The 20,966-nt window shown below is 54.7% G+C and carries 17 protein-coding genes; 12 read left to right on the top strand and 5 right to left on the bottom strand.

From position 1 onward, the window contains the following. The first annotated feature begins 72 nt into the window (after window positions 1-72). Window positions 73-285 carry a hypothetical protein gene (locus ACG98I_RS12660; protein ID WP_394720929.1) on the top strand — a complete coding sequence of 71 codons (213 nt, stop codon included), beginning with the start codon at window positions 73-75 and terminating at the stop codon, window positions 283-285. Window positions 286-401: 116 nt separating this feature from the next. On the opposite strand, the gene ACG98I_RS12655 is transcribed toward ACG98I_RS12660, so the two are convergent. Further along, window positions 402-2,234 carry a CHAD domain-containing protein gene (locus ACG98I_RS12655; RefSeq protein WP_394720930.1) on the bottom strand — a complete coding sequence of 611 codons (1,833 nt, stop codon included), beginning with the start codon at window positions 2,232-2,234 and terminating at the stop codon, window positions 402-404. Between the two features lie 178 nt (window positions 2,235-2,412). Beyond that, entirely contained in the window at window positions 2,413-3,531 is a 1,119-nt protein-coding gene (locus ACG98I_RS12650) for a DUF2786 domain-containing protein (protein WP_394720931.1), read from the bottom strand. Between the two features lie 242 nt (window positions 3,532-3,773). Between ACG98I_RS12650 and ACG98I_RS12645 the strand changes: the two genes are divergently transcribed. The 5 genes from ACG98I_RS12645 (at window position 3,774) to ACG98I_RS12625 (ending at window position 11,564) form a co-directional block, all read left to right on the top strand. Then, window positions 3,774-5,111 carry a glutamine synthetase family protein gene (locus ACG98I_RS12645; protein ID WP_394720932.1) on the top strand — a complete coding sequence of 446 codons (1,338 nt, stop codon included), beginning with the start codon at window positions 3,774-3,776 and terminating at the stop codon, window positions 5,109-5,111. Between the two features lie 12 nt (window positions 5,112-5,123). Next, complete coding sequence (locus ACG98I_RS12640; protein WP_394720933.1) at window positions 5,124-8,243, top strand: bifunctional [glutamine synthetase] adenylyltransferase/[glutamine synthetase]-adenylyl-L-tyrosine phosphorylase; 3,120 nt, start codon at window positions 5,124-5,126, stop codon at window positions 8,241-8,243. A 232-nt stretch (window positions 8,244-8,475) separates the two neighbouring features. After that, window positions 8,476-9,798 (top strand): hypothetical protein, encoded by a 1,323-nt coding sequence (locus ACG98I_RS12635; protein ID WP_394720934.1) that lies wholly within the window; start codon window positions 8,476-8,478, stop codon window positions 9,796-9,798. 199 nt (window positions 9,799-9,997) lie between these two features. Next, window positions 9,998-10,534 carry a hypothetical protein gene (locus tag ACG98I_RS12630; RefSeq protein WP_394720935.1) on the top strand — a complete coding sequence of 179 codons (537 nt, stop codon included), beginning with the start codon at window positions 9,998-10,000 and terminating at the stop codon, window positions 10,532-10,534. Between the two features lie 40 nt (window positions 10,535-10,574). Further along, window positions 10,575-11,564 carry an AAA family ATPase gene (locus tag ACG98I_RS12625; protein WP_394720936.1) on the top strand — a complete coding sequence of 330 codons (990 nt, stop codon included), beginning with the start codon at window positions 10,575-10,577 and terminating at the stop codon, window positions 11,562-11,564. Here the strand turns inward: ACG98I_RS12625 and ACG98I_RS12620 are convergent. Further along, window positions 11,457-12,785, bottom strand: coding sequence for a nitrate/nitrite transporter (locus tag ACG98I_RS12620; RefSeq protein WP_394720937.1), 1,329 nt, complete (start codon window positions 12,783-12,785; stop codon window positions 11,457-11,459). The two genes, ACG98I_RS12625 and ACG98I_RS12620, sit on opposite strands and share 108 nt — an antisense overlap. A 37-nt stretch (window positions 12,786-12,822) precedes the next feature. On the opposite strand from ACG98I_RS12620, the gene thrC reads away from it, so the two are divergent. From thrC to ACG98I_RS12590, 6 genes are all read left to right on the top strand, one after another. Further along, entirely contained in the window at window positions 12,823-14,280 is a 1,458-nt protein-coding gene (thrC, locus tag ACG98I_RS12615; RefSeq protein ID WP_394720938.1) for a threonine synthase, read from the top strand. Window positions 14,281-14,759: 479 nt separating this feature from the next. Then, complete coding sequence (locus ACG98I_RS12610) at window positions 14,760-15,407, top strand: siderophore-interacting protein (RefSeq protein WP_394720939.1); 648 nt, start codon at window positions 14,760-14,762, stop codon at window positions 15,405-15,407. A 66-nt stretch (window positions 15,408-15,473) separates the two neighbouring features. After that, on the top strand, window positions 15,474-15,668 hold the full coding sequence (locus ACG98I_RS12605) for a hypothetical protein (RefSeq protein WP_394720940.1): 195 nt from the start codon (window positions 15,474-15,476) through the stop codon (window positions 15,666-15,668). 70 nt (window positions 15,669-15,738) lie between these two features. Beyond that, a complete protein-coding gene (locus tag ACG98I_RS12600) occupies window positions 15,739-16,677 on the top strand; it encodes a S1 family peptidase (protein ID WP_394720941.1) in 939 nt (312 codons plus the stop codon). A gap of 3 nt (window positions 16,678-16,680) precedes the next feature. Further along, window positions 16,681-17,214, top strand: a complete 534-nt coding sequence (locus ACG98I_RS12595) for an NUDIX domain-containing protein (protein ID WP_394720942.1) — start codon at window positions 16,681-16,683, stop codon at window positions 17,212-17,214. Between the two features lie 51 nt (window positions 17,215-17,265). Further along, window positions 17,266-18,222 carry a cation diffusion facilitator family transporter gene (locus tag ACG98I_RS12590; protein ID WP_394720943.1) on the top strand — a complete coding sequence of 319 codons (957 nt, stop codon included), beginning with the start codon at window positions 17,266-17,268 and terminating at the stop codon, window positions 18,220-18,222. On the opposite strand, the gene ACG98I_RS12585 is transcribed toward ACG98I_RS12590, so the two are convergent. Both ACG98I_RS12585 and ACG98I_RS12580 read right to left on the bottom strand, forming a co-directional pair. Further along, on the bottom strand, window positions 18,219-19,697 hold the full coding sequence (locus ACG98I_RS12585; protein WP_394720944.1) for an MFS transporter: 1,479 nt from the start codon (window positions 19,695-19,697) through the stop codon (window positions 18,219-18,221). The two genes, ACG98I_RS12590 and ACG98I_RS12585, sit on opposite strands and share 4 nt — an antisense overlap. Window positions 19,698-19,863: 166 nt before the next feature. After that, window positions 19,864-20,955, bottom strand: coding sequence for a HigA family addiction module antitoxin (locus ACG98I_RS12580; RefSeq protein ID WP_394720945.1), 1,092 nt, complete (start codon window positions 20,953-20,955; stop codon window positions 19,864-19,866). Window positions 20,956-20,966: the final 11 nt, after the last annotated feature.

Here is a 20,966-nt window from a genome sequence, read left to right as displayed (position 1 = left end):
TCTGCGCCGGTAGTGTGGGTGGCATTAGGTAATCACCCCGATGTCATCCATCCGATCATTAAGGAGAAACTCATGGCTGCAGAAGAAAACCAATGGTACTTCGACCCATCAACCGGCACTGTGTCTCAGGGCAAGCAAGCTGGCTGGGAAAACCGCATGGGTCCTTATGATTCTGAGGCCGAAGCCCGCGCCGCCCTCGAGATTGCCGCCGCCCGCAACCAGGCCGCTGACAATGACGAAGAAAAAGAGGACGACTGGGGCGCGACCCCTTCCTGGGAGAAGTAATTTTCCGACCTCAATTAGAGAAGCAGTCCCTTCCGCATCCACGCCTTTACCGGTCTTTGGATGGGGGAAGGGACTGCTTGCTATGTAGCCTCGGTTCCTACATTTTAACGAAGTTCCTACTTCTCAATCTTCTTCTTGAGCGGCTTGAAAGCTTGCTTGATGGCCTTCATGGAGACTTCGTAATCTTCCAAGGCTTCGAGGCCGATGGCGCGCTCGCGCTGGTAGAGCAGGCCATAACCGAATGTGTCCTCGCCGCGGCGGCGGGCATTCTTCGCTAAGTCCAGGAGCTTGTCACGGGAAGTGACGGAATCCTGGAAGTCACCGAGCACAGACTGCATATCCTTGCATGCCTTGTACAGCCCCTTGGTCTTCAACTTGGTGGCAGAACCGGCAGCCTCAGCCGCGTAGCGCAGCTTTTTCGCCGCCTTACGCATGTCGTGGTAGTACTCCTCACGCTCATGCAGCGTCAGTTCCTCATTATCCCAGTTCTTCGTTGCTTTCTGGTGACGCTTGACCAGCTTCTCATAGGCCTTCGCTAGGTGAGCAGCCATGACCTGCTCCATCTCCTTAGCGGCCTGCTTGGCAGCAGCCTTCTTTTCCTTTTCGCTCAATTCAGCAGACTGGTCAGAATCGGACTTTTCGGAGTCGGCAGTATCTTCAGCAACTGCGGCATCTGATGACTCATCTTCGTCGTAGTCGGAAGCGGCGACGTGGGAAGACTCAGCGGCAGCGGTTTCTTCGGCGGCAAGCTGGGCTTCGGTAGCTTGTGCTTCGGCTGCTTCTTCGGCGGTGATGTCATCATCATCGTCTTCAGTATCCTCAGATACCTGGTCAACAGGTGGGTTGGCCAGCAGCTCATCTAAAGAATCCAGGAGGTCTAGGTAGCGGGAGGAGTCCAGTGCAGCAATGACCTTGCGGTGGGCGCGGGAGTATTCGCGGCCCATGTCATGAGCGATGTGTTCACGGGTGGTGTCATCCAACGTGTCGGAATCTTCCGCAGCCAGCAGAGACTGCCAGCGTTCTTCGACCACTTCAGCGTCCCGGGCCACACCCAAGATGCCGGCGAGCATCTTCAGTTCAGCTTCAATATGGGCGATTTCTGGTCCACCAATGATGCCGTGGAAAGTCTGCATGTGGGAGCGCAGCTCACGCGTAGCCACGCGCATCTGGTGCACAGAATCCCATTCATCAGCGCGGACTTTTGGGTCATATTCCACGAGCTTGTCGCGGTTGGCAGCTAAAGCGGTGATGACCGCAGCAGCAGGGGAGCCCTCCTCCACATCTGGGGTCTGATATGCCGGAGGTAGTGGTGCATTATTGACCGAATCACCCAAGGCGGAGGACAGCTTCGATGGGGAAGAGGACACGCGCGCGCCCGCCGAAATGAAGTGGCGGGTGGCGGTGCGAATGAACTCAGAACCAGCGTCGGTTCCAGGTAGTACACCGGAGAGCTCAATTTCCCACTCGCGCCAGGAGGTCTGCTCACCACCAGGCAGTAAAGACCACGCGGTGACACGGTCATCGCAAAATTCAGCCACTGGTTTGGCATCGGCATCCACCAAAACCTGTTCGGTGCGCTTGTTGTCCACCTGCGCGATGGGTTCAACCGGGTGGTTGCGGATAATCGCACGAACATGCGCGAGTACATCCGCAGGTACCTGGTAAGTGCCATCGACTGGCTCGCCCAGTTCAGCGCGGATTTCAGTACGGCCTAACTTGGCAGGGAGCTTAATATGCCAGCCATCATCATGCCCACCGGTACGGCGACGCAGCGTTACCTTCGCGCGGGTCAGGCGGAGATCTTCAGTGTCATAGTAGATAGCTGAGAGCTCTTCCACACGGGTTTCCCCAATACCTTCCACGCCAGGCAATTCAGTGATTGCGGGAGTTGGGAGTGACTCAGATACGGAGAACTTAGCTTCAACTTCTAGAAAGACATTGGCTGACATTTACCCACCTTTAATCGATATGAAAATCTGCTCTGACCTGAAATATTTTCTATCCCTCACCATACCTTGCTGAAATGGGAAATGATTTCTGGTGAGGTGAAATTCTCATGCCGTTGGGAATTGCAGAAAATTCCAACGGCATGAGTACCCAGAGCAGCTCCAAGGACCAGCAATAGGGCTAGGAGGCAAGCTCATTACGTCCGGTACGGATACCGGATTTATCACCACCCAGGTGAGATTTCTCAGCGGCATCCACGCCATCGATGATACCGCGGGTGTGGTTGGCTGAAAGGTTCATACTGGACAGATTAGGGAAGAGGTCATCTAATGCTTCCTCAGACGCGGCCTGGCGACGGGCAAGAACAGGCAGTGCGCGGGAGACAATCTCATAAGTGCGTTCATTGACCGCCCTTTCTCCTGAGGCCGAGGACTGTTTTACAGCTTCCTGCTGTGCCTTCGCGGCCTCGGTATTGGCTTCGTGGAGAAGCTGATGGATCTTGGACGCATAAGCCAGGATGAAGCTGCGGCGATAAGAGGAAGTCTCACCATCTTGGGCAGCCAGCTTGGCACCATCAGAGTTTTTCATAAACCATGCGCGCTGGCGGTTAAGAGAGTTATAGAGGTCCACGATGTGCTCGGCATCATCGCGGGTGGCCATGACGGTGCAAATGCCAAAATCTGAGAGCAATACCGCGGCACCACCATTGGGGCAGGCCACCGAACCCAGCAGCGTGTGTTGGTGTTTAACCCAGGGACCTTTAATACGAACGCGCAGCGCGATGATGTCCTCGGCGGAATCCTCGAAGTTTTCTAAGACGGAATCAATACGATATTGTTGCCGCAGATTCTGCGCTTTGGCAATCAAGGCATCGGCTTCATCTTCAAATTGAGTGGACTCAGCTTTGGCCAATAAAGCGGTGATTTTCTCATGCATCTTCTTTTGCTTCGGATTATCAAATACTGGTTCGCTATTTTTAGAATCCGCAATGACCTCCACATCGCGTAGCCAGGGGAGGCGGTACATCTTGTCCAACCATGATGCAGCGGTGCGCTCAGAAATAGTGGAAGCTAAGTTCAGGTCATAGATTGAGGGGCGGAATTTTAACCAAGCGCTGCGCGTGGCGGGAATATCCACGTTCGCTGGCACTTGTGGCGCGGCCTTTTCTAATACTGCAGCAGAAGCTGGACCCAGCACATGCATGAGATCATCTGGGTCCCATCCGCGCTGGGCAACCATAATGATGTCATTAACTAAGCTTCTCAAAAGATACGGGTCTAAGTGGCGTAGGTTATTCATGTCTTTCATCCTTTGATACGTGGTAGAACAGCTGAGAGAAATTGACTATTTACACTGCTGAAACCAGTGAGGCTAAAAGGCGGTCAAGTTGGTTTCAGCACCACTTAAGGTGCCATGAGTATCAGACGAAACTTCGCGGTCATACCCCCAGCTCTAACCCCCACGATTGTCTTGCCAGCTGGCAAAACACATCTTTTTGATGCGCCCACTCAATTGCGCACTTTCCACTAAAGTCGAATGTCATGAGCAGCCAACACGAATTCGTCCTCCGCACCGTTGAAGAACGCGATATCCGGTTTATCCGTTTATGGTTTACAGACCTGGTCGGCGGATTGAAGTCTGTGGTGATGAGTCCTTCAGAGCTGGAATCAGCGTTTGAGGAAGGCGTCGGTTTTGATGGCTCTTCCATCGAAGGCTTCTCACGTATCTCCGAATCAGACAATATTGCGCTGCCGGACCCATCAACATTCCAGGTCTTGCCTTTTGAACAAGACATGCCTGACATGCAAGCAGCGCGCATGTTCTGTGATGTCATCATGCCGGATGGTCAGCCATCCCTTATTGACCCGCGCAATATTCTGCGCCGCCAGGTTCAAGCGGCAGCCAGTGATGGATTTACCTGCATGGTTTCACCCGAAATTGAGTTCTTCCTACTCAAACAGACTGAAGACATTGATAACCTGCAGCCGACTGATAATGGTGGCTACTTTGACCAGGCCACGCATAACTCCGCACCGTTGTTTCGGCGTGAGGCTATCTTGGCGCTGGAGTCGATGGGCATTGCTACGGAATTCTCTCATCATGAAACAGCACCGGGCCAGCAGGAGATTGACCTGCGGCATTCAGATGTGATGTCCATGGCGGATAACATCATGACCTTCCGCTACATCATTAAGCAGGTCGCCGTGCGCCAAGGCGTGCAAGCAACATTTATGCCTAAGCCTTTTGAGCAGTGGTCTGGTTCCGGTATGCACACGCACATTTCGCTCTTTGAAGGCGAATCCAATGCCTTCCACGACCCAGATGATGAATTCTCGCTTTCGGAGACCGCCAAGCAATTTATCGCCGGTATCCTAGAACACGCGCCGGAATTTACGGCGATAACTAACCAGTGGGCCAATTCCTATAAGCGCCTGCAATTCGGTAATGAAGCACCGGGTGCTGCTACTTGGGGCGTATCCAACCGCTCAGCCATGGTGCGCGTGCCCACGTATCGTTTGGGCAAGGAAGAATCGCGCCGGGTGGAAATCCGTTCCGTGGATGCGGGCGTGAATCCTTATCTAGGGTATGCAGTCCTTCTGGCTGCAGGTCTTAAGGGCATTCGTGAGGGCTATGTTTTAGGCGATCCAGCGGAAGATGATGTCCATCAGCTCACTCGCCGCGAGCGCCGCGCCATGGGCTATAAGGACCTGCCTACCTCCTTGGATCACAGCTTACGCATGCTGGAGAACTCCGATTTCGTCGCGGAAGTCTTAGGTGAGCACGTCTTTGAATACTTCCTACGCACCAAGTGGGATGAGTGGCATAGCTACCAGAAGCAAATCACCAAGTTCGAATTGGCTAATAACTTAAACCTCTAGGAGAACCTTTTCGTGTCTCGCAAAGACTTACCTTCGCCTGCCACCCTGGGGTTGACTCGTCCCACCGCCAGCCAGGACTTGCAGGATTTGGGCTTTAATACCCAAGCTACGCTGCCCATTTTGTGGTCCATTGCGGCCACCGATAAACCGGACCACGTGCTTAATACGCTGGTGCGTTTGTACTCAGGCCTTGAGGATTCGCAACAGCTGACGCAGGCGCTGATTGATAATGAAGCCCTGCGCATTAGGCTAATAGCGCTTTTGGGAGGGTCCACGGCTTTAGGCGATCACTTGGCTGCCAATCCGCAGCTGTGGTGGGAGCTAGAAAAACCATTGCCCGACTATGAAGAGATGCAACAGCAGCTCTTAAGCGTCATTGAGGCTGAGCCCGCTACTTTCACTGAGCAGGTTGAAGACCCAGCTACCGTGGAATTGCACACACCGGGCACGTATCGCGCGGGCATCGAAGAGCAAGATGCGAAACCGCTCTTGAAATCCACCTACCGCACACTCATCATGCGCGTTGCCGCCCATGACTTGGCGGGTACGTTCTACTCCCGTAAAGGCCAGACACAGCCGCAGCCCCAGGTGCCATTTACGCAGGTAACAAAGCTTAATACCGCGCTTGCCGATGCCGCCCTCACCGCCGCCTTAGCCTTATCCGTGCACATGGTTTATGGCGATGATGAGCTGAATATGAAACTGGCTGTTATCGCAATGGGCAAGTGTGGAGCAGGGGAGCTGAACTACATCTCGGACGTGGATGTCATCTTCGTCGGTGAAGCTTTAGGCGAGGAAGAAGAACGCGGCATGCGCAAAGCCACCCGCGTTGCTGCTGAGTTCAACCGTATTGGCTCCGCATGCTTCTTCGAGGTTGATGCTAACCTGCGCCCAGAAGGTAAATCCGGCGCGCTCGTTCGCACCTTAGAATCACATATTCATTATTACAAGCGCTGGGCGGAGACCTGGGAATTCCAAGCGCAGCTTAAATTGCGCCCGCAAACCGGCAACATGGCTCTGGGCCAAGGCTATGCCGAGGCCATTCGGCCGATGGTATGGGAGGCCTCCCAGCGTGATTCCTTTGTGGAAGACATCCAAGCCATGCGCCGGCGCGTGCTAGAAAACGTGCCAGAGAGCCTTAAAACCCGTGAGCTTAAACTTGGCGTTGGCGGGCTGCGCGATGTTGAATTCGCTGTTCAATTGCTGCAGCTGGTGCACGGCCGCTCCGATGATAACCTGCGCACGCTGGCGACCGTTGATGCGCTCGACGCGCTGGTCGCTGCTGGTTATGTCGGCAGGGATGATGGCAATCAGCTCATCGAGGCCTATGAATTCCTCCGCCTCCTTGAGCACCGCCTGCAGCTGGAGCGTTTCCGCCGCACGCACACCATGCCGGCGGATGATGATGAAGAAGCGCTGTCCTGGCTGGCGAATGTGTCCGGCTTTGTCGCGCAGGGCTCCCGCTCCGCCGTTGCAATGATGAATAGGCATCTAAAGAAGATTCGCCTGCGCATCTCCGAGCTGCATTCCCGTCTCTTCTACCGCCCGCTGCTCAATTCCGTGGTGTCCATGTCTTCGGCCGAGCTCAAGCTCACGCCCGAAGCGGCGAAGCTGCAGCTGGCGGCACTGGGGTACCGTGCCCCGGATCGTGCCTTCGAGCACCTGACTGCATTAGCGTCGGGCTCTACGCGTAAGTCGCGGATTCAGGCCATCTTGTTGCCGACACTGATGGAGTGGCTGTCTGATACCGCCGATCCGGATGCGGGCTTGTTGAATTACCGCAAGCTTTCCGATGCCGCCTTTGACCGCACCTGGTTTTTGCGCATGCTGCGGGATGAGGGGATTGTGGGCAAGCGGCTCATGCAGATTCTTGGCACCTCGCCCTATACCTCGGATCTGATTATTGCTGCACCTGATGTGGTAAAAATGCTTTCCGATGGCTCCGATGGCCCCAAGTTGCTGGATACCACCCCGGAGCAGGTCTCTTCTGCGCTGCTGAATGCCGCGCAACGCCACCGTGACCCAGACAAAGCCGTGAGTGTGGCGCGTTCTTTGCGCCGCCAGGAGCTCGCACGCATTGCTGCTGGTGACCTGCTGGGATACCTTGATGTCCAGCAAGTCTGCCGGGAGCTATCCACCATTTGGGCAGCGGTGCTGGAAGCATCACTGCGTGCGGAAATCCGCTGGTGGATGCACCAGGAAGCCGACCGCCTGGAAGAAGCCGGGGAGGATAGTGCACCACGTCCGCTGGCGCGCATCGCCGTGATTGGCATGGGACGTCTCGGCGGCATGGAACTGGGCTTTGGCTCGGATGCTGATGTCATGGTGACAGCACAACCAGCACCTGGCGTGGATGAACCTGAGGCCACTAAGTGGGCAATCTCCATCATCGATAAGATGCGCACCCGCCTGGCTAAGCCATCTTCTGACCCACCATTGGATGTGGACTTAGGACTGCGCCCTGAAGGGCGCTCGGGGGCGATCGTGCGGACAATCGAAAGCTATGAGCGCTACTACTCCCAATGGGGCGAGCCCTGGGAAATCCAAGCGCTGCTGCGTGCTGATTTCTTCGCCGGTGATGAAACCGTGGGTAAGCAATTCATCGAGATGATCAACCAATTCCGTTATCCGGAAAATGGTGTTTCACAAGCCACGATTCGTGACATCCGCCGCATGAAAGCACGCGTGGACAATGAAAGGCTCCCGCGCGGTGCTGACCGCAATACCCACACCAAGCTCGGCCGCGGTGGTCTTTCTGATGTTGAGTGGACCGTACAGCTGCTCACCATGATGCACGCGCACAAGCATCCAGAGCTGCATAACCCTTCAACACTGGGCACCTTGGATGCACTCGATGAGACCGGCGTGCTGCCACATGAGCAAGTCGAAAGTCTCAAGGAAGCCTGGCTCATGGCCACCGATGCCCGCAACGCCCTGGTGCTGGTGCGCGGCAAGCGCGTGGACCAGCTGCCAACTCCCGGCTTGCAGCTGGCTCAAGTTGCCGGTGCGGCGGGCTGGAAACCGGAAGAAAACCAGTACTTCCTTGATGCCTATCTCAAGGCCACGCGCCACGCGCGCCGGGTAGTGGATGAAGTCTTCTGGGGCGAAGCCGAATCCTTTGAGCACGGCTAGAAACCGCAGGCAAGGATCGGGGTATGCACTGGTTATCCCCTGAGAATCACCCTGATCTTTGCCCATGGACCTTTCCGGCACATCGCTATGTGTTTAAGCTGGGGGATGTACACCACGAGCACCCCGCGTGCGCCCCGCGTCGATGCCACGTGAACTTGCAGAACTTACAGAAATACCCAGCACGATCCTGAGCTTTTAGATTGCCTTTTACACGGAAGGGAAACCCGTAACCATGGCTCTTACCTTGTCCATTGATTTAGACTCCGCAACATTTGAAGACCTCGCCACGTTGATTTCTGCCGCAGGTGCTGCTGGCGCGGATGACTCTAGTGTGGTCGAGATTGATGAAGAACAACGCATCATCAAAATCATCATTGAAGACCCCATCGCACCCGACTTGCTGACAGATGGTCCGGGTAAGTTTTCACTTCTGGGATCGGACTATGACCCCAGCTTCGACGACTTTGAGGACCACGATGACTTCGGCGACCTCGGTGAAGACTCCGACTTCAGCTTCGGATTTGAAGACCCATATTTCCGTGAGCGTGACTTTCGCGAGCATGGCCACGGCTTTGGCCGCGAACCACACCCAGAGCATCCGTTGGGCAATATCACCGGTGCTATCAATGACTTCATCGAATACGTTGCTGATGAATTCAATCTAGGACGCAATCACCACCGAGGCCGCGGTCGCGGATTCGGCCGTGGCTTTGGCCGCGGGCCATGGGGACAAAACATGCCGTCCGTTGACCACCTGCACCGCCTAGCGGAGCAATACTTCCGCAACTACGGATATCGCGGACAGGACTTCCGCGACGGTACTCGAGGCCAACGCCCATGGGGTGATGGTCCGCGTGCAGATAATTTCTGGAATCACCCGTTTGCCGATGGTTCTGGCCATCAGCCACGGCAGCAACAGCGTCCACAAGATCGTCCGCAGGACCGTCTGCAGCCTCATCCAGATGAGAGCCAAGACCGCTCACGTGAGCAGCGTGAACGGGATTTCCGCGACCAGGATGGTGGCGAGTTTAGCCCCGGTAGCAATGACCGTGAACCACGTGATGAAGATACACGTGGGAATGGAAACCAGCACCCGTTTGGCTCTCCATTTGGTGAGAACGGTCCATTTGGTTCCCAAGGACCTTTTGGACAAGCCGGTGGTGGTGAATTCAATGAGCTGCGTAATGCTGGAGAGAATATCCTGCGTGGGCTTTCTGATTTCATTAATGACCGTGTTGACCGCCGTACCGATGGCGGCCAGCGCAATCAGTACCCTGGCTATGGCACCTTTGGCAATCCCGATGAGACTGCAGGACACCCAGAGGGCACCTCATACCAAGACCAACATGAGGATGAAGGTCTGGGTAGGTTCACCGATTTCTCACAATTCGACAAGATTGAAGACATCGAAGATCTAGAGAACCTCGGCAAACCGCACATGGACGACAAAGACGCGGACTCAGATAAAAGCGCCGAACACGGCACCGACAATGATGACGATGACCCACGCGATCAGGAAGATCATGATGGCGACGAGGACACCCAAGGAAAGTAGTTCATGGCCCTTTCCGTGAGTGAGAAGGGGCTGAGCTTCGGGCGAGCGTATAAGGTTCTGAGAGTTTGCCCAGGTAGCTATCGCTTAAGGTGGTGTGGGGAGTATGATGCTCCTTACGCCACCTGTGGCATTTGCGCAGCTTTAGCTGCGTAACTTTGAGGCTTGTAAGAATTTTAAGAAAAGGACAGCGGCAGTAGGGATGACCACCACTTCACCAAAGGCTTCCTCGAATCCTCAGAAGGGACGCACTATCGCAAAAGGCGTGGTGCTGTGGCTGATTGGTGTCATCATCATTACCGCAATTTTCGTTGGCCTTTTATGGAATGCATTTTTCAAACCCACGAATGCCAATAGCGTGACCGTGGGGGATGTGGTGTCCGGCAAAGAAAGTGCTGCGGAACAGCAGGAACAAGGTGATGGAACATCGTCTACTCGCTACCCGGGCTACCGCCTGGTGGAATTAGCTGCCGCGCTCGGATTGCCCGATGGAGTGATGCCTGAGGGCGCCATTGAAATGGGCATGGACCGCGACGAAGCACGGGCGTATCTCATTGAGCTCGTCAACCAAGCGGTCGCTCAGGGCAAACTCACCCCAGTAGAAGCTGATGGGGTCATCAAGGCCTATAACGAAGGCATCGTTAGTGCACCGGTCAATCTCACCGATGACGGCAAAGAAGCCAGCGATGAAGCATCGGAAGCTTCTGAAACCAGCGGTGGGCTAGGAAGCAGCAATTAGTTCCTAGCGAGGGAAAGTTGGGCGCGGGTAGGCTCGGCTCATGATCCTTCGCAGCGTGAGATTCCGTAAAGAACCCGTTGATCCGTCTTCTGTTCGTGATGACTCGGAGTACTTCGATGGTGCCGCGACCATTCCGGGAGTGCGCCTCGCTATGGAACGTGAAGCCAAGCGCGGCCGCTATTATTTGGAAGAAAAACTCAACCAGGTAGTTCCCTCTGATGTCACGGATACCCGCATTGATTCGCCCTATGTTTGGGAATTGCCGCTGATTAAATACATCCAGAAGCGCGGTGGGTTTCGATTCAGTCAGCCGGTGACGCTGATTGCCGGTGATAATGGTTCGGGTAAATCAACATTTCTTGAAGGCCTGGCTCTGAATCTGAATTTCAGCGTTGCCGGTGGTCGTTATGGTGACCCGGATGCGAGCAAAGGCACCAACACGGAATCGGCGTTGAGTCACTACATGCTGTGTGATTTAGGGGAACCGATCCTGCGCGGGTTCTACTTACGTTCCGAATCGCACATGAAGCTTCTTGAGAATGAAAGCGGCGCGAGGGTACGGGCAGGGCGCAATCATTTGGATGTTTCACATAACCTCATGGAGCGCTCTCACGGTGAGTCCATCTATGACGTTTTGTTGGAAAGCGTCGATGGTAAGGGGTTGTACATTTTGGATGAGCCGGAAGCAGGACTGTCCATCGTTAGGCAAATGGCTTTGCTCGCCGAAATCCAACAGGCGGTTGAGCGCGGTGCGCAATTTATCATCGCTACGCATTCGCCCATCTTTTTGGCCGCCCGCCACTCCCAGATTGCTGAACTGGGTCTCGGCGGCGACGGGGACGTGAACTTTCCGCAGTGGGAGGAAACCGAAACCGTGCGTGCCACGCGGGAATTTATGGATGATCCGCAGGGCAGCTTGGATTTAATCTTTGGTGACAGTCTCCATCCGGATTTTGCGGGGGCGAGTGCCGCCGCGAGTCGCCAGGATACCGATGAGGCCAACGAGCCAGACCACCAAGACAGCAAGTGACGCATAGCGGAAATCGCCCCAATCAAATGCTTGGCCCTCGGAGTGCTGGTCGAGCAAGATACCGAATACCTGTGCGCCAATCATGCCGGCGGTAAAGCCGCCCATGTTGGCAAAGCCGGTTGCGGTAGCGACCACGTTGCGGTCGAGCGTTTCACGGATTTGGTCAAAGCCGTAATTCGAGGACGGCGAGGAAATCGCGATGATGATAACCATGACGATGATCGTGATAAAACCGCGTGGATCTGGGCTCATGAAGAACCACACCCATGCGAGCAGGTGGAATACCGAAAGCACGAAAGCTGCGAGATCGCGGTTGCGCCCAGCACGGGAGGATAGCCGGCCGTGGAAGGGGCTGATGACCACCATGGCGATGGAGTTAATGGTGATAACCAGACCCGCTTGGGCGGAGGTAAGGCCCATGGATTCGGTCATCATCGGCACGCCCCACATCATGAGGAAGACTAAGATGGCATGCAGGCCGGCATAGTGAATAAAAAAGCCTTGCCATGTCGTGCGTGAGCTCGCGGCGAGCTTAATTCGCTGCCCGACGGACATCGAATTAGTAGATTTATCTGAATCTGATTGTGGTTCCGAGTAGACGCCGGCGGACTCTGGGGTATCGGCAACCGCCACGGCAGCGGCCATCGCGATGATGATGACCACGGTGCCCAGGGATACGAAGGCCACGGTCCAGTTGGTGGCATTGAGGAGCCACAAGAAAGGTACCGCGGACAGGAACTGACCTAGCTGGCCGCAGGCTGCGGTGACCGCGGTGAACATGGGGGTGCGGTGAAGTGGGAACCAGAAAGGCAGCAGGCGCATGACCGACAGGAATGCAGTGGCATCACCAGCGCCGATGAGAACACGCGCGCCAATGGCAATGCCGTAGCTGGTGGTCAGGCCCAAGATGAGCTGGCCGGCGCCCATGATGATGGCGCCGATGACCAGCATTTTGCGCGGCCCGTATCGGTCAATCAGTATGCCCGTGGGCACCTGCGCTAGGGCATAGGTACCAATCTGAATGGAGGCAAAAACCGCAATTGCAGACGCATCAACTTGGAAACGCTCAATTGCATTCACGCCGGCAACACCAAAAGAAGTGCGGCCGAAAATAGCGCCGACATAGACTGTCAGCGCTGCAATCCATACGGTTAGAGCCTTGGTTGTAACTACCTCGCGAGGATTAGGGCGGGGATCTTTCTCAAATTCAGGGGTAGACACGTGTGTTAAGTGTACTCCGAGTAAGTAAGGTAAGGGCGTGGACTATATTTCAACGCGCGATAAAGATGCGACACCAGCAAAATTTACCGATATTCTGCTCGGCGGTTTGGCCCCAGACGGCGGCCTGTATCTGCCGGTTGAATACCCTCAGCTAGACAAGGCAACGCTTGACTCATGGCGTGGTCTGGTCACTTCAGGCGATGCGGCCGGCTACGGCAAGCTTGCAGCTGAAGTGCTGAAGCTATTTGTGGACGATATTCCAGCAGTAGATCTGGAAGCTATTGCCGCGCGTGCATATACACACCCGAAGTTCAGCTCTGAGGAAATCGTTCCGGTTACCGACTTGGGTGACTCCTTGCTGATTGGTCACCTGTCTGAGGGACCCACCGCTGCATTTAAAGACATGGCGATGCAACTACTCGGTGAGCTTTTTGAATATGAGCTGGGCCGCCGCGAGGCCACCTTGAATATCTTGGGTGCCACCTCCGGTGACACTGGTTCTTCCTCCGAATACGCAATGCGTGGACGCAAGGGCATTCGCGTATTCATGCTGACCCCAGCTGGCCGCATGACCGAGTTCCAGCAAGCGCAAATGTTTGGACTGGATGACCCAAATATCTTCAACATCGCGCTGGACGGCGTATTCGATGACTGCCAGGACGTGGTCAAGGCTGTCTCCTCGGATGCACAATTTAAGGCTGAACACCGGATTGGTGCGGTCAACTCCATTAACTGGGCACGCCTGATGGCCCAGGTGGTTTACTACATCTCTTGCTGGCTGAAGGTCACCGAGAATAATGAGCAGAAGGTATCCTTCTCCGTTCCTACCGGTAACTTTGGCGATATCTGCGCCGGCCACATCGCACGTTCCATGGGATTACCTGTTGATCGCCTGATTGTTGCGACCAATGAGAATAATGTCCTGGATGAATTCTTCCGCACCGGTAACTACCGCCCACGTCCAGCAGAAGAAACCATGGCAACGTCTTCGCCCTCCATGGATATCTCCCGCGCTTCTAACTTTGAACGCTTCGTCTTCGACCTGGTTGGACGTGATGCTGAGAAGGTTGCGGACCTCTTTGGCATCAAGGTCAAAGAAGGCGGCTTTGTTCTCGATGACGAGCTCATGGAAAAAGCCCGTGCAGAGTACGGCTTCGTTTCTTCCACCTCTGACCACGCTGACCGCCTGGCCACCATCAAGGACGTGAATGAGAAATTCAACTACCTGGTGGATCCGCACACTGCTGATGGCGTGAAAGCCGCACGTGACGCACAGTCCGAGTATGGCGTTGAAACTCCAATCATCGTCCTAGAGACCGCTCTGCCAGTGAAGTTCTCTGAGACGATTGAAGAAGCGATCGGCAAGGCCCCTGAGACCCCTGAGCGCTTTGCGAAGATTCTTGAAGCCGACCGCTTTGTTACTGACCTGCCTAATGACGTTGGTGCAGTTAAGGATTTCATCACCAGCTCGATTAAGTCTTCGGATGTCTCATAGCATTAGGCATTGCATGACTCGCTGAAAGTGTTTTTCTGCTGTATTGAATTAAAGCCCCTGGAAATCCAGGGGCTTTAATTTGTTTGGGAGGGCATATCGACGGGGCGACTTAATTGCGTTGTGAACTGCTGATGGATCTCCAGTGGTTGCCGCACTTTCTGGCTCTGTTCGAAAGCAGTTAGCTATGTTACCCTAACCTAACTGTTACGAGGGCTGGGGTTGGCCCGGCATCTTGCTGTGGAGGCGGAAGTGTAACGGCCGGGTGGTCGTGGCGCCGCCAAGTTGAGGTTAGACATATCCGAAAACCAGAGGGAACATTCCATGCGAGATCTAAATACCGGCAAACCGCTTCGGGAGAAGGGGCATGATGCCGCTCTAAATGAAATTACGGCTCGAGTAGGGGGCATTGAGCGGTCATCTAAATCATTGCTAAGGATTTCGGTAAACTTCCGGGTTCTGGAGCGAATGGAGATTGGCAAGTGCCGAATGTAGCCGTTCGCTTTTACCTGCCGGATGGGACCCGTGTCTACACGGTGCGAAGCTACGATCAAGAACATGAGATTGCCGGGATTGATGTGGTCCAGCATGGCGAACCTAGCTTGATGATGCAATGGTCAGACACGGTCAGGATAGGAAATACGTTTGCGTTGACCGGCCCGCGGCCCCATGTTGGTCTCCCCGACACTGAGCGCGTGGCGCTATTTGCAGATGATACTGCCATCCCTGCCCTGTATACACTGCTTGAACAATGGCCAGTAGGAAAGTCAGCTCGCGTTTGGGTAAGAACACATGATAAGGCAGCTTTTGATGAACTGCCTTCGGTGGCAGGGGTTGAGCTGAACTACATGGGGGCATCGGAAAGCGCTTTGGCAACTGCGGTGTTCTCAATCGATGATGGCGACGGACTAGGGGTCTGGGCTGCGGGGGAGCGCGATGAAATGAAGGCGATACGTCGCTATTTCCGCAATGAAGTGGGTTTGGATAAATCGGTGGTGTGCGTTGCGGGGTATTGGAAGATTGATACGACCAATGCCCAGATTGATGAACATAGAAGAGCGGCGTATCTGAGCGGTATAGAGCGAGGGATAAAGCTTGAGGACTTTGATGACCTTGATCTAGCAATCTAACTCAGCTTCTTAATCCGTTCGAAGAATCGGTGAAATCGCATTTCGTATGCAAAAGCTTCGGGTAGGATGACTAACTACATCCTCGGAGAGCAACAAACATCAGGAGAAATCACCATGGGGCAAGAACAATCGCTGCCAGAGGACTACAACACCGAGTTTGACCCAGAGGCTTTCCTGAAGAAGCTCAAAGAGCAAGCCGCAGCAGACAAGGCTGAAGGCGAAGAAAAATCAGACGGATCCGCTGGCTCTGCTGAGTCTTAAAGCACCGCTTTCACGTGGACACGGTGGTAAGTAGTTAATACTTTCGAAGTTTCTGAGTATGATTATGGCCGTGACAAGGCGCCGAGCATCGAATGTCCTGCAATTTCTTGCAGTGGCTATCACCGGCCTGCTGTTGATGGCAGGCCTGGTTTCGTGCTCGGCGTCTTCTGATCGGCCCCACACTGAGACGGCGGTTGATAGCGCATCGGGTTCACCGATTGATGCCACCACTGGTGAAGCTAATGAAGAGGAATTGCAGGTTCCGCAGGAACCGACGGAGTTAGCAGATTCAGTGATGACGCCGGAATACTCGCCGCTGATGCCTGGTACGGCAATTGATGTTTCTGCTGATTATCCAGTGCCAGGGGAGTACTTCAACTACAGTTACTGCACCGTGGCGTATTCCTTCAGCACCGAAGATGGTCGTCAATTTGCGGTGACCGCCTCCCACTGTGGACGCGAAGGAGATCTGGTGTGGGCGGGAACCCCGGACAATACTTTCACCTTCCCGGCGGAGCCGATTGGCACGTTTATCTACTCCAGTCTGTACTCCGACAACGCGGAAAACCTGGACATCGGCCTGATTGAGCTCAATGGCTCAACCCCGGAGTTCTATTCGCCCCGGCCGATGGACACCCATATCGCCGGACGCATGGAGGCACTGCCGGGGTATGTCTGCAAGATGGGGCGCATGACCTATCAGACTTGTGGGGATCTTACCCACCAGTCGGCGTCGTCCATGTTGCGCTTCGGTGATCAGGAGATTCGTTCCACCGCTGCCCGCGCGGAGGTGTGCGCCCGCAATGGCGATTCCGGCGGCCCGGTCTTTGCTATGGTCGATGGCCGTGACATCATCGTCGGCCTAGTGTCCGGTACAACGGAGCACATGGAAGAGGGCCAGACCTGCGCTGATGTGGGGGAGATGGAGCTGAGTTTCGTCTCCATTTTGGACATCCAGGGCGTGATTGACCAGCTGCTGGACTCACCCATGGCGCTGACTACACTGTAGGACATGTCCACACCTGAATTCATTGTGAACCTGCGCAAGCACATCGGCCACCAACAGCTTTTCCTCCCTGCCTGCACCATGATTATCGTGCGTCCTGTTCCAGCAGATGCCGGCATCTGGGAAGTGCCCACGGTGTTATTGGCCAAGCGCGCTGATAATGGCAATTGGGCGCCGGTCTCAGGCATTTGTGAACCAGGTGAGGAAGTCGCCACCACCGCATTGCGGGAGGTCAAGGAAGAGGTTGGCCTCGACGCTAAGGTCGAGGCACTGCTCGGCGTGGGGCTGGTTGGGCCCACGACTTTTGAGAATGGCGATGAATGCCTATTCATGGACACTGCCATGCGCTTGTCCGTGCCCGATGGTGCAGAGCCAAAGCTTTCCGATGATGAAAATACCGACGTCCAATGGTTCTCCGTCGCACACCTGCCGGATTCGGTCAATCGCCAGCACCGCTTGCTCATCGCGGATGCCGTGGCGCAAATGAAGCACCCGGCCGGTTTCCGCCCACGCATGGGTTATCGCAAGCGCAACGCCTAAAACCCCTGTTCACCCTAGACATGTTTTCATTAACGGGATACTGTTGAAAATATGACGAAGGCACATACTCCACAACCTGACCGCGGGAATGCGACCGTGCACAGCCACGGTGGTAATAACGGGCACTCCCACTCTCATGATCATGGGTATGTGAATACCCCGCTGAAGGCACTGGCGATTGCCAGCACGGTCACCGGTGTCATCTTCTTCGCGGAGCTCATCGGTGGCTTAGTATCCGGGTCTTTGGCATTGCTTTCTGATGCGATGCACATGCTTTCCGATGCCGCCGGGCTCATCATCGCACTTATCGCCGCGATTGTGGGTAGGAAGTCCGCAACGAATAAAGCAACCTATGGTTATCGCCGCGTGGAAGTACTCGCGGCACTCTTTAATGCCATCGCCGTGACCCTGGTGGTGGTCTTCATCGTCGTGCAAGCCATTCGCCGCCTGGGTAGCGATTACGAGATCGATACCGGCATGATGTTGGTTGTGGCCTTCGTCGGCCTGATCGCGAATGCGATTTCTGCCTGGGTGCTCTCGCGTCAACAGGGTGAAAATCTTAACGTCCGTGGCGCATTCTTACACGTCATGGCAGACCTCATGGGCTCTGTGGCCGTGATTATCGCGGGTCTAATCATTCGTTTTACTGGGTTTACCTTCGCCGATACCATCGCGTCACTGCTCATCGTCGCCTTTGTTCTTCCGCGTGCCCTGGGACTATTGTGGACCACCATCGAGGTGCTCCTGGAGCGCGTCCCTCGCGATGTAGACCTCATAGATATCGAGCAAGCCCTGAACTCACTGCCAGATGTATCCAAGGTGCATGACCTGCATGTCTGGTCCACTGATGGCATTGAAAAGCTGGCCACCGCGCACCTAGTGGTGGAAGAACATGACTATCGAATCCTGGACCAAGCACAAGAAGCCCTGCGCGAATTCGGCATTGAGCACTCTACTATCCAGCTGGAGCACCCGAATCACGTCGCGCACGAAGAATTCTGTGATTAAGCAGATACTCGCTTGGATTGCCGCAGGTCTAAGAAGCCGAAACATAGAGCGATGATGCAGACGGAAGCAATCATCATAAAGCCCACCATGATGGCGGCTGGATACGCAGCATTCGTGCCATGCAAGGTAGCGAAGACCGCTGCGGAGACCACCGCTAAACCAATCGCGGTGCCGATACGTTGAGCTGTCTGCAGCACCGCACCTGAGGAACCAGCGTATTCTTGCGGAACGTCTGCCAAAGACAGCGTCTGGTTGGGCGAGATGACTGAGCCTTGGCCGGCACCTGCGAAAGAAAGCGTGAGCACGAGCCACCACTCGGAGATATCCCAGTGCATTGATGCCCAGATGAGCACGATGGTGGACACCAGGCCGAAGATGGCAATCAGCATGCCGCCAATGACCACCTTGCGTCCGTGCGTGGATACCAGGCGGCCGGCCACAGTGGCAGAAACTGAGTTCAACAGCGCTGAGGGAATACCGACGCAGCCAGCAATCAGGGCCGAATATCCGAGCCCATTTTGGAAGTACAAAGCTACGAGCACCCAGATGCTGGTCGCACCCATGAACCACAGGCCAGCGATCATCGCGCCATTGCGGAAACTCGGCGCGCGGAAGATATTGAGATCCACCATTGGTGCATGCCCAGTGCGCTTATGGTGCTGCTCCCATTTCACCCACAACCATGTGGTCAAAAGGCCAATGGGCAAGAGCACCCATACCCAGGTTGAACCGGATGATTCGACAAAGGGGAAGAGGACCATGAGCACGGCTGCACCGAGCAATAGTGCGCCAATGGGGTCGAGTGATTTCAGAGCATTCCAGGTGCCCACTTTTGTGCCCGTGCGCGGGTCTCGCACACGTGACAGTAATGGCCGTGGGAACCACATCAACGCCAAGATAATGGCGATGAGACCGAAAGGAACATTGACCAGCATGGTCAAACGCCAACCCAAGTCAGCGCCACCCAATTGGATAAGTAGACCGCCAATCACTGGGCCGATTGCCACTGCGATGCCTACGGTCGCGCCGAAATAACCGAATGCGCGGCCGCGCTCAGGGCCATAGAAGTACTGTTGAATCATGCCTACGCTTTGTGGATTCAGTAGACCTGCGCCGATGCCCTGAATGAAGCGTGCGATATTTAGCGCTTCCGCAGTGGGCGCGAAACCCGCCAAGAATGAGGCACTGGTATAGACGATGACACCAAGAATGAACATGCCACCGCGACCCACCAAGTCGCCAGCGCGACCAGCGGCCACGAGCACCACGCCGAAAGTCAGTGCATAGCCGGAGAGCACCCACTGCACAGAGGAATTAGAAGCATCCAGCCCTGCCTGAATCGACGGTAAAGCAACATTGACGATGGACACACTAATCAGTGACATGAACACCGCGACCAGCAGGATAATCAGTATGCGCCAGCGCGCTGGATCCTGGCCCTCAGGATAATCAGTAGTATTTGCTTCCGATTTCATGTGTGAGTGAGGTCCAGTGGCAGCCATTGCACCAACCCTACTCCATTTTGCGGTCCTTTGTATAGCCCGGAAATCGCTATATACAGTACTTTTGCGCCATGCAAATAGTTATTTATTTGGATATTTCCAGTGGGGTTTATCAAGTGATGAGCTAGCTAGTGGTAAGTCAAGATTTTGGGATTTCAAAACTTCTGATGCGAGACCGTCTCCATTGATAGTCCTTCAGAACGTGTTGTATTCTGCCAATGACTATTGCTTCGCTAATACCATGCTGCTGAGCAGTCTCAGCGATTTCCGCAGATGTGGGCCGGTCTGACTTTAATAATTGAGTAACATAACTCGAGGGTAGAAGAGTGTCGGATGCCCACTGATCTGCATTGGCTTCCTGATCAGGCAGTTCTGATTCGTCACCTAAGTCGAGGTGAACGCTATCGATATCCCCAGCGAGGACATGGGCGATCTCATGGAATAGGGTGAACCAGAAAACATCCTCACGCTTCTGTTTGTCGGTGACTGCAATCACGGGGTTACTACCCATTTTGAAGGAAGCTCCGGAAATTCGAGCGCCCTCGATGTCGCTCTCCGCAACAAAGGCGACTCCGCAGGAGTTCAGTATATTCGTTACGGAGCTAGTGAAATTTGTCGGAGATTCGGTTGTAATCTTCTTCAACTCAGGCACAGCCAATTCGAGCTTTGCCGAAGAGAAATCGGGAAGCGGGGATTGTTGTGTGGCCTTAAACTTAACAATCTCTAACCACGTCCAAACTTCTGCGCTTTTTACCTGGTAAGCAGCACTCTGGCGGTATGCCACTTGGGGTGAATTGTTGACGAGTTTGTGCAGAGCCTTGACGCTGGCAACCTTAGCAAGTGTGAATAATTCCGTAATCACTGTATCTGGTTGCTGCCAACTACTTCGGATTAATCCTGCATCCCTTAGACGAGTTAGGCATTGTCCGCTGAAAGTGTTCTTACATTGCGAAATATCCTCGATGCTTACCTTCAGACTCGTTCGGCGAGCATCATATTTCGCTTGATGGACGAGCCAAAACTCCGCAGGATAACCTGTCACGGTGGCTAGCTTTGCCGCCAGTGTAGGGCTGATTGCCTTGTGTCCATTAATGACTTGATTGAGGTGCTTTGTAGACACATCGAGACGTTCGGCCATTTCACGCTGGGTTTTGTTTTCATCCTCCAACCATTCTTCAATAAAGGTTCCGGGAGGAAGGATCGGTGCGGGCTTGGTTGGTTGGATGGACATGGAATTCACCT

The sequence above is a fragment of the Corynebacterium sp. L4757 genome (assembly GCF_043673995.1).
Taxonomy (GTDB): Bacteria; Actinomycetota; Actinomycetes; order Mycobacteriales; family Mycobacteriaceae; genus Corynebacterium.
This window is presented reverse-complemented; position numbering and strand designations above follow the sequence as displayed.

Coding starts and splice junctions, on each gene's coding strand:
- ACG98I_RS12660 (WP_394720929.1), top strand. CDS start 73: ATGGCTGCAGAAGAAAACCAATGGTACTTCGACCCATCAACCGGCACT.
- ACG98I_RS12655 (WP_394720930.1), bottom strand. CDS start 2,234: ATGTCAGCCAATGTCTTTCTAGAAGTTGAAGCTAAGTTCTCCGTATCT.
- ACG98I_RS12650 (WP_394720931.1), bottom strand. CDS start 3,531: ATGAATAACCTACGCCACTTAGACCCGTATCTTTTGAGAAGCTTAGTT.
- ACG98I_RS12645 (WP_394720932.1), top strand. CDS start 3,774: ATGAGCAGCCAACACGAATTCGTCCTCCGCACCGTTGAAGAACGCGAT.
- ACG98I_RS12635 (WP_394720934.1), top strand. CDS start 8,476: ATGGCTCTTACCTTGTCCATTGATTTAGACTCCGCAACATTTGAAGAC.
- ACG98I_RS12630 (WP_394720935.1), top strand. CDS start 9,998: ATGACCACCACTTCACCAAAGGCTTCCTCGAATCCTCAGAAGGGACGC.
- ACG98I_RS12625 (WP_394720936.1), top strand. CDS start 10,575: ATGATCCTTCGCAGCGTGAGATTCCGTAAAGAACCCGTTGATCCGTCT.
- ACG98I_RS12605 (WP_394720940.1), top strand. CDS start 15,474: ATGACTAACTACATCCTCGGAGAGCAACAAACATCAGGAGAAATCACC.
- ACG98I_RS12595 (WP_394720942.1), top strand. CDS start 16,681: ATGTCCACACCTGAATTCATTGTGAACCTGCGCAAGCACATCGGCCAC.
- ACG98I_RS12590 (WP_394720943.1), top strand. CDS start 17,266: ATGACGAAGGCACATACTCCACAACCTGACCGCGGGAATGCGACCGTG.
- ACG98I_RS12585 (WP_394720944.1), bottom strand. CDS start 19,697: ATGAAATCGGAAGCAAATACTACTGATTATCCTGAGGGCCAGGATCCA.
- ACG98I_RS12580 (WP_394720945.1), bottom strand. CDS start 20,955: ATGTCCATCCAACCAACCAAGCCCGCACCGATCCTTCCTCCCGGAACC.